Source organism: Amycolatopsis eburnea (assembly GCF_003937945.1).
GTDB classification, from domain to species: Bacteria; Actinomycetota; Actinomycetes; order Mycobacteriales; family Pseudonocardiaceae; genus Amycolatopsis; species Amycolatopsis eburnea.
The window spans coordinates 228763-241831 of sequence record NZ_RSEC01000032.1 but is presented as its reverse complement, the minus strand read 5'-3'; the positions used below and the strand labels follow the sequence as shown (position 1 = coordinate 241831).

Sequence of the window (13069 nt, the reverse complement as noted above, 5' to 3'; positions counted from 1 at the left end):
TGGCGATCCCCGCCATGATAGGCAGTTCGCCGCGGCTTCGGAAGCGCTTCGCGATCGACCCGGATTTCGTTACGCCGCCGGGGGTCCGATGCGTATTCGATATTGCCCGGTTACCTCACAGCCGTTCCCGCAGTTCGCGCTTGAGCACCTTCCCCGCCGCCGACACCGGGATCTGCTCGACCACGTGCACCTCCCGCAACCGCTTGTACGGCAGCACCTTCTCGTTGACCGCGGCCATCAGCTCGTCCGCGTCCAGCGGCCCGCGCGGCACCACGAACGCGACCGGCAGCTCGCCGACCTCGGTGTCCGGGCGGCCGACCACCGCGGCCGCCGCGACGCCGGGCATCGTCACCAGCAGTTCCTCCAGTTCGCGGGGGAAGACGTTGTAGCCCTTGTACAGCAGCATGTCCTTCTTGCGGTCGACGATGGAGAGGTAGCCGTCGGCATCGAGGACGCCGATGTCGCCGGTGTGCAGCCAGCCGTCGACGAGGGCGTCGGCCGTCTCCTGGGGGCGGTTGCGGTAGCCCCGCATGATCTGCGGGCCGCGGAGGCAGACCTCGCCCTTCTCGCCCGGCGGAAGGGGGTCTTCGCCGCCCTCGGCCGCGACGATCTTGACCTCCGTGTCGAAGATCGGGACGCCCACCGAGCCGACCTTGCGCGTGCCCGACCGGTACGTCGGTGAGATGACCGCGCCCATCGTCGCCTCGGTGAGGCCGTAACCCTCGCTGACGACGACGCCGGGGAAGCGGTCGCGCAGCGCGGTGATCATCGCGTGGTTCATCGGCGCCGCGCCCGAGCCGATCGAGCGGACCGACGACAGGTCCGCGGTGTGGAACGACGGCGTCGCGAGCAGCGCGGCGAACAGCGCCGGGGCGCCGCCGATGCCCGTGATGCGCAGCCGTTCGGCGTCGGCGACGTAGGCCGGCGGGTCGAAGCGCGTGTGCAGGACGATCGTCGTGCCCGCGAGGACCGCCGCGTTCAGGCCGCCGATGATGCCCATCGCGTGGAACCACGGCGTCAGGTTGATCGCGACGCCGGTGCCCAGGCGCGTCGGCCACTCGTCCTCGCTGCCGATCTGGTCGAGGGTGACGTCGCCGTGCGCGTCGAGGGCCGGGACCGAGCCGGAGCCCCAGCAGGCGTGCTGGAGGGTGTTGACGACGACGTTGCGGTGCGTGAGCCGCACGCCCTTCGAGCGGCCGGTGGTGCCGCCGGTGTAGGCCAGGTGCGCGAGGTCTTCGTGGACGTCGATGTCCACGTCGGGCCGCGTGGTCGGCTGGCCGTCCTGGAACGCCTCGAACTCGACGGCGCCCTCGGGCAGGTCGCCGGTGGGGGCGACGACGACCGTCAACCGCGCCGGGATCCGGTCGGCGACGCTCGCCAGCGCGCCCGAGACCGGGCCGAACGTCACCACGGCCGCGGCCTCGCAGTCGGTGAGCTGGAAGGCGAGGTCGTCCGGCGGGAGCAGCGGGTTCGCCGGGCTGAAGGTGGCCCCGGCCAGCAGCGTCCCGTAGTAGGCGACCGGGAACGCGAGGCAGTTCGGCAGGTGCAGCGCCACGACGTCGCCGCGGCCGATGCCTCGGGCGCCGAGCGCGTGCGCGAACCGGCAGGCGGCGTCCCACGTCTCGGTGAAGGTGAGGCTGCGCCCGTCGTGCTCGAACGCGGTCCGGTCGCCCCAGCGGGCGGCGCCCGCGGCGAGGATCGAACCGACGGGGACTTCGGGGTAGTCGAGGGAGGCGGGCAAACCGGGCGGCGTCGTCGGCGCGGTGAGCGGCATCACTCGACCATACGAATTCTGCGGTCAACGACACAAGGACGAGGGCGCCACCCGCTGTGAACGAGCGCTAACATCGACAGAACTCTTCCGACGTTGCAGAGAAGGTGACCCGAAGTGACCGACGGCCTGTACCAGCTTGCCGAGGAGCACGAGGAGCTGCGGGCCGCGGTCCGGGCTCTCGCCGAGAAGGAGATCGCGCCGTACGCGGCCGAGGTCGACGAGAACGAGCGCTACCCGATCGAGGCGTACAACGCGCTGGTCAAGTCGGGCTTCAACGCCGTCCACATCGGCGAGGAGTACGACGGCCAGGGCGCGGACGCCGTCGGCGCCTGCATCGTGATCGAAGAGGTCGCGCGGGTCGACGCGTCGGCGTCGCTGATCCCGGCGGTGAACAAGCTCGGCACCCAGCCGATCATCCTGTCCGGCTCGGAGAGCGTGAAGAAGCTGGTGCTGCCCTCGATCGCGTCGGGCGAGGCTTCGGCGTCGTACGCGCTTTCGGAGCGCGAGGCGGGTTCGGACACCGCGTCGATGCGCACGCGCGCCCGGCTCGACGGCGACCACTGGGTGCTCAACGGCACCAAGTGCTGGATCACGAACGCGGGCGAGTCGTCCTGGTACACGGTGATGGCCGTGACCGACCCGGACGCGGAGAAGAAGGCCAACGGCATCTCGGCGTTCGTCGTGCACAAGGACGACCCGGGCTTCTCGGTGGGCCCGAAGGAGAAGAAGCTCGGCATCAAGGGCTCGCCGACGCGCGAGATCTACTTCGAGAACTGCACGATCCCCGAGGACCGCATCATCGGCGAGCCGGGCACCGGCCTGAAGACGGCGCTGCGCACCCTCGACCACACCCGCCCGACGATCGGCGCCCAGGCACTGGGCATCGCCCAGGGCGCCCTGGACGCGGCCGTGGCGTACGTGAAGGACCGCCGCCAGTTCGGCAAGGCGATCGCGGAGTTCCAGGGCGTCCAGTTCATGCTGGCCGACATGGGCACCAAGATCGAAGCGGCCCGCCACCTGGTCTACGCCTCGGCAGCGGCCTCGGAGCGCGGCGACAAGCGCGCGGGCTTCATGGCCTCGGCGGCGAAGGCGTACGCGTCGGACATCGCGATGGAGGTCACGACGGACGCGGTCCAGCTCTTCGGCGGCGCCGGCTACACCCGCGACTTCCCGGTGGAGCGCATGATGCGCGATGCGAAGATCACGCAGATCTACGAAGGCACGAACCAGATCCAGAAGGTCGTGATGGCGCGGGCCCTGCTCAAGGGCTGACCCTCGCGCGAACGACGCCCCCGGCACCCCAGTGGTGCCGGGGGCGTCATCGTTTCCGCGCCCGGTGGCGCTTGAGGAGCGCGGTGATCTTCGCGGGGTCCTTGGCGCCGTTCAGCTCGACGAGCAGGTCGTCGGGGCACAGCTCGTAGTGGTCGCCCCACCAGCGGCGGCCCTTGGTGTCCCAGACGCGGTAGCCGCCGGGTACGCCCCTCGCCACGTACCGCCGCCTCGACATGGCCGCAGCCAACCGCCGCGAGGGGCTCGCCGTCAAACCGTTTGCCGTCGTGCTCTTACCAGCACAAACACCGAAAGAAAATCACTCACCAGGGGGAGTGTCCAGACAAGTTACTCGCGCGTTAACTCTGCGGTGACGCGGATCACCATCGGTTCACAGAGAGGTGAAACGGATGGGCGCAACGACGCGCAGGTGGCTCACGGCGGCCGTCGCCTCGGTGGCGGTACTGGTACTGGGGGCCGGGACCGGTCAAGCCGCGGAACGGGAGCGCTCCGGGCCCGTGCAGCCGAACATCCTCACGGCCGCGGTCTACTCGCTGGCCGATCCCACCATCGCGCCGCCCGGGGCGAACGACTGGGACTGCAAGCCGTCCGCCGCGCACCCGAATCCCGTGCTGCTGTCCAACGGGACCACCGCCAACGCCTACGAAAACTGGGCCAACCTGTCGCAGAAGCTCGCCAACGCCGGGTACTGCGTCTTCGCCGGGAACTTCGGCGGGGCGCCCGGGGCCTTCCTGCAGACCGTCGGGCCGGTCGCCGACACCACGAAAGCGCTTGCCGCCTTCGGGGACGAGGTCCTGGCCAGGACCGGGGCGAGCAAGCTGGACGTCGTCGGGCACTCGCAGGGTGGGATGAACATCCGGTACTGGATCAAGTACCTCGGGGGCGCGAGCAAGATCAGCCGGCTCGTCGGGCTGTCGCCGTCCAACCACGGGACCGATCTCTTCGGGCTGCTCAGCACCCTCGAACGGATCCCGGGGGTGCCCGCCGCGCTCGGGACCGTCTGCCAGGCGTGCAACGAACAAGCCGTCGGGTCCGACTTCCTCACCGACCTCAACGCCGGGGGCGAGACCGTCGACGGCATCCAGTACACCGTCATCCAGACCCGGTACGACGACGTCGTCACGCCGTACACGAGCGCGTTCCTGCCCACCAAGCCGAACGTCAAGAACATCCTGCTGCAGAACGTCTGCGGGCTCGACTTCACCGACCACCTCGGCATCACCTACGACCCCGTCGCGCAGGGGCTGGTGCTCAACGCGCTCGACCCCGCGCACGCCAAGACGCCGCCGTGCGTGCCGGTGCCGCCCGTGATCAGCTGAGTTTCGCCACATGAGACATAACCCACCGCCGGGGCGGTTTTCCGCTCCGGCGGTGTCACCCTCGAAGCATGTACTGGCCGGTTCCGGCGTCCTGGACGCCCCACGACGAAGCCGAGCTGGTCGCCGGCTGGCGGCTGTGGCTCGAGCTGTCCGACCGCGCCTGGCCGACGGCCGCCTGGGACGGCACGCCGGCCGGGGCCGTCCGGCAGTTGCGGGAACTGCTCGCCGCCTGCGACGAGATCGAAACCGCTTACCGCGCCGACGCCGCTGAGCCGTCGGACGGCTTCCTCCGGCTGACGCAGGGGCTCGCCGTCACGGCCGGGTCGGTGATCTCGCTCTGGTTCGACGACGCCGACCAGCTCGACGGGGAGCGCGCCGCGCTGCTGCACGAAGACCTCGCGCGGTTCGCCGAGCAGGCCGAGCAGGTGCTGACGCTGCTCGCCGTCAACGGCGGCTGGGCCCGGCTCGACGAGGTCCGGCGCCGGCCCGCCTGAGCCGGAGCCGGGGTGCGCCCCGACTCCGGCCAGTAGCCGCTCGGTCGCGCTGCCGTGCCCCGGTCGTCCCATCGCCGCGCCGGATTGCGCCGCTCAGCCCAGCGGGTTCCGCTTCGGACTGGGTACCCGGGAGGGCATGAACCGGACAGAGGCCACCGCCGAACGTGGCGAGAAGAGCGACACCACGCAGCTGCTCGGCCGGATCGGCATGGCGTGCTACGGCGTGGTGCACCTGGTCATCGCCTACCTGGCCCTGCAGGTCGCGTTCGGCGACAGCGAGCAGGCCGACCAGAAGGGCGCGCTGCAGCAGATCGGCTCGACGGCGTTCGGCCAGGTCCTGCTCTGGATCGTGGCCGTCGGCCTGGTCCTGTTCGGCCTCTGGCAGTTCCTGATGGCCGCCACCGGGTACGAGTGGGTCAGCGGCGGGAAGCGGACGCGCAAGCGGATCGGCGCCGCCGCCCGCGGCGTCGTCGTGATCCTGCTCGGCTTCAGCGCCTTCCGGATCGCCACCGGCAGCGGGGGCGGGTCGAGCAGCCGGCAGCAGCAGGAGTTCACCGCCAAGCTGCTCCAGCTGCCGGCCGGGCCGGCGCTGGTGGTCGTCGCCGCGGCGTGCGTGCTCGGGGTCGCGATCGCCGCCGGGGTGAAGGGCGCCAAGAAGACGTTCCTCGAAGACCTCGACACGACCGAGCTGCCGGGGAAGAGCAAGCGCTGGATCGGCTGGGTCGGCGCCACGGGTTACCTCGCCAAGGGCGTGGTCTTCGCGATCGTCGCGATCCTCCTGGCCATCGCCGGCTTCCAGGCCGACCCGAACAAGGCGGGCGGGCTGGACGCCGCGCTCAAGACGCTCGCCGCCCAGCCCTTCGGCGTCGTGCTGCTGATCGTGGTGGCGCTCGGCCTCGCCGCGTTCGGCGCGTACTGCTTCGGCGCGGCCTGGGCGCACAAGCGTTAACGCCGGGCGACCTGCGCCAGGTATTCCTTGCGGTCCAAGGGGTTGTCGCCGGTCCGGGGCCGGACCGGTGGCGGCCCCGGGTACGGCCGGTACTCGCAGAACTCGCTGAGGAAGACGCCTTCGCCCTGGCCGAGCGCCGGCAGCGCCTGCTCGAACTCGTGGACGTGCGCCGCCGGGATGGTGCCGTGCAGCGTGCAGGACCCGTTCGCGGTGACCGGTTCGCCGGGCACCGCGCGCAGCTCGGCCAGCTTGAGCAGCACCGCGCTGACGGCGTTGACCGGGACTTCCAGCTCGAAGCGGTGCACCGGCTCGTGCACCCGCGTGCCGGCTTCCTTCAGCGCCGCCATGAGCACCAGCGGCGTCATCTTGCGGAAGTCGCCCGCGGCGCTGAGCGGGCTGAAGAACGCCGTGTGCGTGAGCGTGACGGCGATGTCCAGCACCTCCCAGCCGTACAGTCCCTGTTCGAGGGTGCGGTGGACGGTTTCCTCGATCGCCTTGTGGAACGCCAGCGGCAGCGAGCCCAGCTCCACCGACAGTCCGAACGCGACTCCCGGACCGGGCTCCACCCGCAGCCCGACTGTCGCGAAGAAGTACAGCCGCTGCTCCGGATCCAGTTCCTCGACGGCCTCGCCGCGGGCGATCGGCTTCTCGACGTACAGCGGGCGCGTGCGCTCGAAGGTGACGTCGATGCCGGCGCCGTCGGCCAGCATCGAGCGCAGCACCTCCTTCTGGACTTCGCCGTAGAGCCGCACCGAAACGTCGTGGCCGGACCGGCGGACGTCGATCAGCGGGTCCTCTTCGGACAGTCTGGTCAGCGCGGTGAACAGCGCCGCCGCCTGCTCGGCGCGGACCGGCCGGACCACGGTTTCCAGGCTCGGCGGCGCGAACACGCGGTCGCGGGCGGCGCCGGGGGAGCCGAGCCGGTCGCCGATCCGGACCTCGCGCAGGCCGCGCACCCGGGCGACGTCCCCGGCGAGCGCGACGTCCTCACCGGCGGCTTCGACCGCGGAGACCCGGCCGGTGAACTCGGTTTCGCCGCGGTAGAAGGAAATTCGCTGCCGCGGCGCCAGGGAGCCGGAGTGCAGGCGGGCGTAGGCGACCTTCTCCCCGGCGCGGCCGCGGTCGATCTTGAACACCGTCGCGGCCAGCGGCCCGTCGCCGGTGCGCTCGGTCGCCGGGAGCAGCTCGGCCATCGCCGTCACCAGGGCCGCGACGCCGGCGCCGGTGATCGCCGAGCCGGTCAGCACCGGGTGCAGCTCGGCGCGGGCGACCTGCCGGGCCAGCTCGGCTCGGCAGGCGGCGGCGTCGACCCGGTTGTCCACATAGGACTCCAGGAAGGCGTCGTCGCCGTCGGCCAGCAGCTCGCCCAGCTCGTCGGGCGACGTCGCGGGCAGCGCGAACGCCCGCGGTGCCAGCTTCGCGCGGATGTCGCCGAGCTGGTCGCGGGCGCCGTCCCGGTCGGTCTTGTTGACGAAGACCAGCGTCGGGATGGCCAGCCGGCGCAGGCTGCGCATCAGCACGCGGGTCTGGGCTTGGACGCCTTCGACGGCGGACACCACGAGGACGGCGCCGTCGAGCACGCGTAGGGCGCGCTCGACCTCGGCGATGAAGTCCGAGTGGCCCGGGGTGTCGATCAGGGTGATCCGGGTGTCGCCGGTCCGGAACGACGCCACCGCGGACCGGATGGTGATGCCGCGACGGCGTTCGAGCTCGAGCGAGTCGGTCTGGGTGTCGCCCCGGTCGACGCTGCCGAGGTGGTCGATGACGCCCGCCTCGAAGAGCAGGCGCTCGGTCAGGCTGGTCTTACCGGCGTCGACGTGCGCGAGGATGCCGATGTTCAGGGTTTTCACGGTCGCGAGGAGTCCTTTGTGATGCGGGTGACAGGCCGGGTCGGACGGTCTGTCGGCGCATCGGGGTCTCCTCACGGTCGTCGGCGCAGGTCAGGGCGAAGATAGCGCTCGTGCCGGGTGCCGCCAAACGCTTTTCTGGTCCCTGTCGGTTCCCTGTCGATCACCCTCCGATGCTTCGACCGGGCGTTTCGGACCTCTAGCTTGGGGCGGGTCAGTTGAAAATTCACCCACCGGGGAGCTGAAACCGATGTTCGGACGATTCAAGGACGTGGCCCTGTTGCTGGGGAGGATCGGCGTCGCGGTCGTCTTCCTCGCGCACGGCCTCCAGAAGTGGAACAACGGCATCGACGGCACGGCGAAGTTCTTCGAAATGACCGGCATCCCGCTGCCCACGGCCGCGGCGATCTTCGCGATGACCGTCGAAATCCTCGGCTCGATCGCGTTCATCGCCGGGTTCCTGCTGCCGCTGGTCGGCATCGGGTACGTCGTGATCTCGGTCGGCGCGCTGCTCTCGGTGCACATCGACAACGGCCTGACCGGGCAGGGCGGCTACGAACTCGTCTTCGTGCTGGCGCTGGCCGGGCTCGCCCTCGGCTTCAACGGCGGGCGGCTTTCGCTGGACCACCTGCTGTGGGGCCGCAAGCGCGCCCGCCGCGTCGAAGCCGGGGAACTGCAGAACGCCTAGGCCGGGAGGTCCGCCGTGGTGCGCTCCGCATCACGGCGGGCACCCAGTTTCGCCTCGTCCGCGTTGCTGACGTGGACCAGGTGGGCGCCGGCGGCGAGGGGGACCAAGAGGCCGTCGAGGATGCCCTCCGGCCCGTCCCACTCCTTTGTGGACAGTACCCGGTCGTCCGGGGTGAGGCCCAGTTTCGCCGCGCGGGCGCGGGCTTCGGCCAGCACTTCGTCCACAGTGGATTCGAACAGCGCCGCCGTGTCGCCGGGGATCGGGAAGAGCGGGCTGTACTGGTCGCCCGCCATCCGGGACTCCGTCAGGTAGTCGAACGCGCCGCCGCCGGGCGGTTCGGCGAGGCCGCGGCCCATCGGGTCGAGTGTGACGACGGCGGTCGCGGTCGCGCCGGTCGGCTCCGGGTCGTCCGGCCCGACGAACGCCACCCGCGCGCCGGCGCCCTCGGTGACCACGCGCGCCCCGCACCACCACGCCCCGAGCAGCACGCCCACGGTCTGCCAGTGCGCCGGGAGCTGCACGGCCACCGCGTCGCCCGGCTCGACGTCGAACTCCTCGGTCAGCCAGTTGGCCGTCTTCGCCGCCCAGTTGGCGGTCGTCGCCACGGACAGCTCGACGCGGCTGCCGAGCTGGTCGTCGTAGTGGGTGATCAGCGGTCGGGCGGGCGAGGCCAGCAGCGGGCGCAGCAGCTCGTCGGTCAGGCTCATGCGGACAAGGCTAAAGCGCGGACCAGGGGCCGCGCCGGTTGACACCGGATCGCCGGGCTGAGTAGCTTTGTTTTGCAAGCAAAGCTATCTCGGAACTGGGGAACAGCCATGACCATTCTCGTCACCGGAGCCCGCGGCAACGTCGGGCGAGCGGTGCTGGAAGAACTCGTTTCCGCAGGTCAGGACGTCCGCGCGGCGAGCCGTGACGCGACGACGCTCGACGTCCCGGACGGCGTCGCGAAGGTGAGCGCGGACCTCGAGGACGCGTCCACCTTGGACGCCGCGCTCGACGGCGTTTCGGCGGTCTTCCTCTACACGCGCCCGCAGGGCACCGAAGGGTTCGCGAAGGCGGCCGAGGCGGCGGGGGTGCGGCACGTGGTGCTGCTGTCGTCCGCGGCGACGCTCGAACCGGAGTCGGCGCAGAGCCGGATCGCGCGGCTGCACCACGCCGCGGAGGAGGCGTTGGCGGCGGCGTCGTTCGCCTCGACGGTGCTGCACCCGGGCGCGTTCGCGACGAACACCCTGGGCTGGCGCGCGGACATCCGGGAGGGCGTGGTCCGCACGGCGTACCCGGACTCGCGGATCGGCGCCATCCACGAGCGCGACATCGCGGCCGTGGCGGCCCGCGTCCTGATCGACGGCTCGCACGCCGGGCAGTCGCTCGCGCTGACCGGCCCGGAGCCGATCTCGTTCCGCGAGCAGGCGGCGGTGCTGGCGGACGTCCTCGGGCGGCCGTTGCCGGTCGAGGAGCTGACGCCGGAGCAGGCGGCCGAGCGGATGGTCGCCCTGGGCTGGCCGCCGGAGGTGCCGCCGGACGTCTTGCGGGTGTGGGCGCGGACGTTGCGGGAGCCGTCGCCGGTGACGGACGTGGTCCACAAGGTGACGGGCCACGCGCCCCGGACGTTCCGCCAATGGGCGGAGGACCACCACACCGACTTCGCCTGACGACGCGTCGCTTTCACGTAAAAGCGACGCGTGAATTCCGCGTGAGGCGGCCGCACTTTCACGTGAAAGTGCGGCGTGAGGTTCGTGTGAGGTGGCCGCACTTTCGTAGGGAAAGTGGCGTGAGGTTGGTGTGAGGCGGCCGCACTTTCACGTGAAAGTGCGCGGGGGTCAGTTGACGCAGGGGACGCCGGGGGTGGCTTGGGGCAGCGGTGCCGCGGCGGGGGCGGCGCCGCTGCCCGAGCCGCCGCCGGCCGGGGGCGGGGTCGCGGTGCGGCCCGCCAGGCCGGCCACGTACTCCCGGACCGCCTTCGGGTCGACCTCCACGATGCTCTGGCCGTCCGCGCTCCGCCCGTTCGCGGTGATCACCGGGATCGTCGCGAACGCCAGGTCGCCCGACGCGATCCCCTTCGCCTGCTGCGCGAACTGCAGCAGGTCGAGCCCCGGGTCGATGGTCAGCGCGCGGTGCACCGCGTCCATCAGGCCGTTCAGCGTCCCGGGGCTGGTGAGCGTCCCGGCCGACAGCACCTGGTGCAGGGCCGAGGACAGGAACGCCTGCTGGCGCACGATCCGGTCCAGGTCGCCGCGCGGGAGGTTCTTGCGCTGGCGGACGAACGACAATGCCTCGCCGCCCGACACCGTTTGCTCGCCGCGGCGGAAGTTCGCGCCCGAGTCCTTGTCCTCGGTCGCGTGGTTCAGGCAGACCTTCACGCCGCCGAGCGCCTCGGTCAGCAGGTAGAAGCCCAGCAGGTTGACCTCGGCGTAGTGGTCGATCCGCACCTGCGTCAGGTCCTGGACCGCCTGCACCAGCACCCGGCGGCCCTCGGTGTCCGAATCGCGCTCGATCTTCGCCTGGTCGCGCTCGCCCTGCCCGCGCAGCTCCTGCGCGTAGTGCGCCTTCGCGATGCCGTACGCCGAGTTGATCTTCCCCGGGCCGCGCCCGGGGATGTCGGTCCACGTGTCGCGCGGGATCGAAACGGCGGACGGCTTTCCGCCGTTCTTCGGCACCCGCAGCACGATCACCGTGTCGGTGTTCACCGCGCCGTTGTTGGCTTCCGTGCGCAGCTGCCGCAGCAGCCGCGCCGGGAGCGGGTTGCCCTGGGCGTCCGTGCGCGCGTCGCTGCCGACCAGGAGGATGTCGTCCGCGCCGTCGTCCGCCGGGGGCGGGGCGGGCTCGCCGGCGCGCGGGGTCAGCGCGTCGGTCGTCGGGACCGTGCTCTGCAGCTGGTCCTTCGTCACGTACGCGTATCCGCTGGCGCCGAGCGCGAGCAGCGACACCAGGCCGAGCGCGACCCGGCGGGTCACGCGGCCGGCTTTTCGCGCGCGCGACGGCGTCGCGACGGGAGCCGCCCGCGGAAACGGCGACGGCTTCCAGTCGTCGCTCTCCGTCACCGGCTCGGCGGCCGCATCCGGCTTTTCCTGCTCGTCTTCCACCCTGGACTACCTCCCCCGGCCACCCTGCGTACGCAGTCTAGTTGACACAGGGGACGTCGCCCGCCGTGATCGGCGGCGCGGCGGGGGTGGTGGGCGTCGCAGTGGACGACGGCGGCTTCGCGGCCGTGGACGTCGGCGCGCCACCCGGGGCGGCCGCCGAGTTCCGGAAGTCCTTGCCGAGCAGCACGCGCACGTGCCCGGCCGTGACGTCGCGGTCCGGCTCGGCCTGGACCGCCGTGCCCAGCGCCTGCTTGACCAGCGCCAGCGCCGTGTCGTCGGCCGGGTTGTACCGGACGATCGTGGTGTTGCGGGTGCTCAGCTTCTGGTCCGCGGCGAGGGTGAAGCCCTTGCTCTGCAGCATCGCGTGCGTCTGGCCGGCCAGCGTCGCCGCGCCCGTGCCGTCGAACAGCTCCACCGTGACGGCCTTCGCGCCCGGCAGCTGCGTCGACGTCGGCGCCGCCGGGGTGTCGCCGTCCGACGTCAGCCGCGCGACCTCCGCCGCCACCGACGGCTGGTCGACGCGGAGCACGTCCGCGCCGCCGATCACCGCGTTGCCCAGCGTCGGGATGGTGTGGAACTCGATGTTCCCGCCGGTCAGGCCGCGCATCTGCTCGGCGAACTCGGTCAGGTCCCAGCCCTGCGAGAGCACGACGGACTTCTTGACCGCCGCCACGAGGTCGGCGATCTTGCCCGGGCTGGTCAGCACGTCGGTGGAGATGACCTTGCGGGCCAGGCCGGACAGGAACGCCTGCTGGCGCGCGATCCGGTCGAGGTCGTAGTTGGGCAGGCCGTAGCGCTGGCGGACGAACGCGAGCGCCTGCACGCCTTCGATCGTCTGGCGCCCGCCCGGCAGGTCCACGCCGGACTTCACTTCCTTGACCGGCCCGTTGAGGCAGACCTCGACGCCGCCGATCGACTTGGTGATCTCGTAGAAGCTCGCCAGGTTGACCTCGGCGTAGCGGTCGATCATGCCCGGCTTGCCGATGAACTTCTCGATCGTCGCGATCAGGTTCTTCCGCCCGGCGACCTTCGCTTCCGCGTCGGCCTGCTTCAGGTCGGTCACACCCTGGCGCTGCAACGTTTTGTAAGTGTCCGTGTACGCGTAGACGAAGGCGCTGTTGAGTTTGTGCTTGCCGTAGCCGCCGGCCAGCTCCACCCAGGAGTCGCGGGGGAACGAGATCGCGATCGCGTGCTTCCCGTTCTGGGGGATGTGCACGAGGATCATTGTGTCGGTGTTCAGCTCGCCGTCGGAGACGCCGGCGTGCAGCATGTCCAGCACCTCGCGGGGCAGCGGGTTGCCCTGCGCGTCGGTGCGGCTGTCCTGGCCGACCAGGAGGATGTCGATCGCGCCGTCGAGCGGCTTGGCGTGCGCCTCGGTGTCGGCGAAGACGTTCGTGGTGGTCAGGCCGCTGTTCGGGTCACCGATGAAGTGCCAGCCGTACCAGGTCACGACCAGGATCGCGACGGACAGCAGCGTCACGACGACCTTGCCGCCACGCCGCGCGAAGAGGGCGGCGCCGCTGCCACGACGCGCCGGGACCGGCGGCGCAGGCCATTCGGTCACGCGCTTCCTCCCCTGTGAACCCCGTGCTTCCCCCAGGGCACCAGTGTGCCTCCAGTGAGAC

At 71.3% G+C, this 13069-nt stretch carries 12 protein-coding genes; 6 read left to right on the top strand and 6 right to left on the bottom strand.

Annotation, left to right across the window (positions count from 1 at the left end; translation table 11 throughout):
* Nucleotides 1–115 precede the first annotated feature (115 nt).
* Nucleotides 116–1774, bottom strand: coding sequence for a class I adenylate-forming enzyme family protein (locus EIY87_RS08795; protein WP_191984019.1), 1659 nt, complete (start codon nucleotides 1772–1774; stop codon nucleotides 116–118).
* Nucleotides 1775–1888: 114 nt separating this feature from the next.
* Here EIY87_RS08795 and EIY87_RS08790 point away from each other — a divergent pair, with 114 nt between their 5' ends.
* Entirely contained in the window at nucleotides 1889–3046 is a 1158-nt protein-coding gene (locus EIY87_RS08790) for an acyl-CoA dehydrogenase family protein (protein ID WP_125307160.1), read from the top strand.
* 46 nt (nucleotides 3047–3092) lie between these two features.
* Here EIY87_RS08790 and EIY87_RS08785 read toward each other — a convergent pair whose 3' ends face one another.
* Complete coding sequence (locus tag EIY87_RS08785) at nucleotides 3093–3281, bottom strand: hypothetical protein (protein ID WP_191984018.1); 189 nt, start codon at nucleotides 3279–3281, stop codon at nucleotides 3093–3095.
* A 172-nt stretch (nucleotides 3282–3453) separates the two neighbouring features.
* Between EIY87_RS08785 and EIY87_RS08780 the strand changes: the two genes are divergently transcribed.
* The 3 genes from EIY87_RS08780 to EIY87_RS08770 all read left to right on the top strand — a co-directional run bounded on the left by EIY87_RS08780 (nucleotide 3454) and on the right by EIY87_RS08770 (nucleotide 5826).
* On the top strand, nucleotides 3454–4383 hold the full coding sequence (locus EIY87_RS08780; protein ID WP_125307159.1) for an esterase/lipase family protein: 930 nt from the start codon (nucleotides 3454–3456) through the stop codon (nucleotides 4381–4383).
* A 68-nt stretch (nucleotides 4384–4451) separates the two neighbouring features.
* Entirely contained in the window at nucleotides 4452–4877 is a 426-nt protein-coding gene (locus tag EIY87_RS08775) for a hypothetical protein (RefSeq protein ID WP_125307158.1), read from the top strand.
* A gap of 136 nt (nucleotides 4878–5013) precedes the next feature.
* Entirely contained in the window at nucleotides 5014–5826 is an 813-nt protein-coding gene (locus EIY87_RS08770) for a DUF1206 domain-containing protein (RefSeq protein WP_125307157.1), read from the top strand.
* On the opposite strand, the gene EIY87_RS08765 is transcribed toward EIY87_RS08770, so the two are convergent.
* Nucleotides 5823–7676, bottom strand: coding sequence for an elongation factor G (locus EIY87_RS08765; protein WP_125307156.1), 1854 nt, complete (start codon nucleotides 7674–7676; stop codon nucleotides 5823–5825). The two genes, EIY87_RS08770 and EIY87_RS08765, sit on opposite strands and share 4 nt — an antisense overlap.
* 247 nt (nucleotides 7677–7923) lie before the next feature.
* On the opposite strand from EIY87_RS08765, the gene EIY87_RS08760 reads away from it, so the two are divergent.
* Complete coding sequence (locus EIY87_RS08760) at nucleotides 7924–8361, top strand: DoxX family protein (RefSeq protein ID WP_125307155.1); 438 nt, start codon at nucleotides 7924–7926, stop codon at nucleotides 8359–8361.
* Here the strand turns inward: EIY87_RS08760 and EIY87_RS08755 are convergent.
* Nucleotides 8358–9068, bottom strand: a complete 711-nt coding sequence (locus tag EIY87_RS08755) for a TIGR03089 family protein (RefSeq protein ID WP_125307154.1) — start codon at nucleotides 9066–9068, stop codon at nucleotides 8358–8360. The genes EIY87_RS08760 and EIY87_RS08755 overlap by 4 nt on opposite strands.
* 108 nt (nucleotides 9069–9176) lie before the next feature.
* On the opposite strand from EIY87_RS08755, the gene EIY87_RS08750 reads away from it, so the two are divergent.
* Nucleotides 9177–10013: an NAD(P)H-binding protein gene (locus EIY87_RS08750; RefSeq protein WP_125307153.1), complete on the top strand. Its 837-nt coding sequence runs from the start codon at nucleotides 9177–9179 to the stop codon at nucleotides 10011–10013.
* 168 nt (nucleotides 10014–10181) lie between these two features.
* Here EIY87_RS08750 and EIY87_RS08745 read toward each other — a convergent pair whose 3' ends face one another.
* Both EIY87_RS08745 and EIY87_RS08740 read right to left on the bottom strand, forming a co-directional pair.
* Nucleotides 10182–11444, bottom strand: coding sequence for an LCP family protein (locus EIY87_RS08745; RefSeq protein WP_191984017.1), 1263 nt, complete (start codon nucleotides 11442–11444; stop codon nucleotides 10182–10184).
* A 37-nt stretch (nucleotides 11445–11481) separates the two neighbouring features.
* Nucleotides 11482–13008: an LCP family protein gene (locus EIY87_RS08740; RefSeq protein WP_125307152.1), complete on the bottom strand. Its 1527-nt coding sequence runs from the start codon at nucleotides 13006–13008 to the stop codon at nucleotides 11482–11484.
* Nucleotides 13009–13069: the final 61 nt, after the last annotated feature.

Coding starts and splice junctions, on each gene's coding strand:
- EIY87_RS08760 (WP_125307155.1), top strand. CDS start 7,924: ATGTTCGGACGATTCAAGGACGTGGCCCTGTTGCTGGGGAGGATCGGC.
- EIY87_RS08780 (WP_125307159.1), top strand. CDS start 3,454: ATGGGCGCAACGACGCGCAGGTGGCTCACGGCGGCCGTCGCCTCGGTG.
- EIY87_RS08775 (WP_125307158.1), top strand. CDS start 4,452: ATGTACTGGCCGGTTCCGGCGTCCTGGACGCCCCACGACGAAGCCGAG.
- EIY87_RS08785 (WP_191984018.1), bottom strand. CDS start 3,281: ATGTCGAGGCGGCGGTACGTGGCGAGGGGCGTACCCGGCGGCTACCGC.
- EIY87_RS08770 (WP_125307157.1), top strand. CDS start 5,014: ATGAACCGGACAGAGGCCACCGCCGAACGTGGCGAGAAGAGCGACACC.
- EIY87_RS08795 (WP_191984019.1), bottom strand. CDS start 1,774: ATGCCGCTCACCGCGCCGACGACGCCGCCCGGTTTGCCCGCCTCCCTC.
- EIY87_RS08755 (WP_125307154.1), bottom strand. CDS start 9,068: ATGAGCCTGACCGACGAGCTGCTGCGCCCGCTGCTGGCCTCGCCCGCC.
- EIY87_RS08750 (WP_125307153.1), top strand. CDS start 9,177: ATGACCATTCTCGTCACCGGAGCCCGCGGCAACGTCGGGCGAGCGGTG.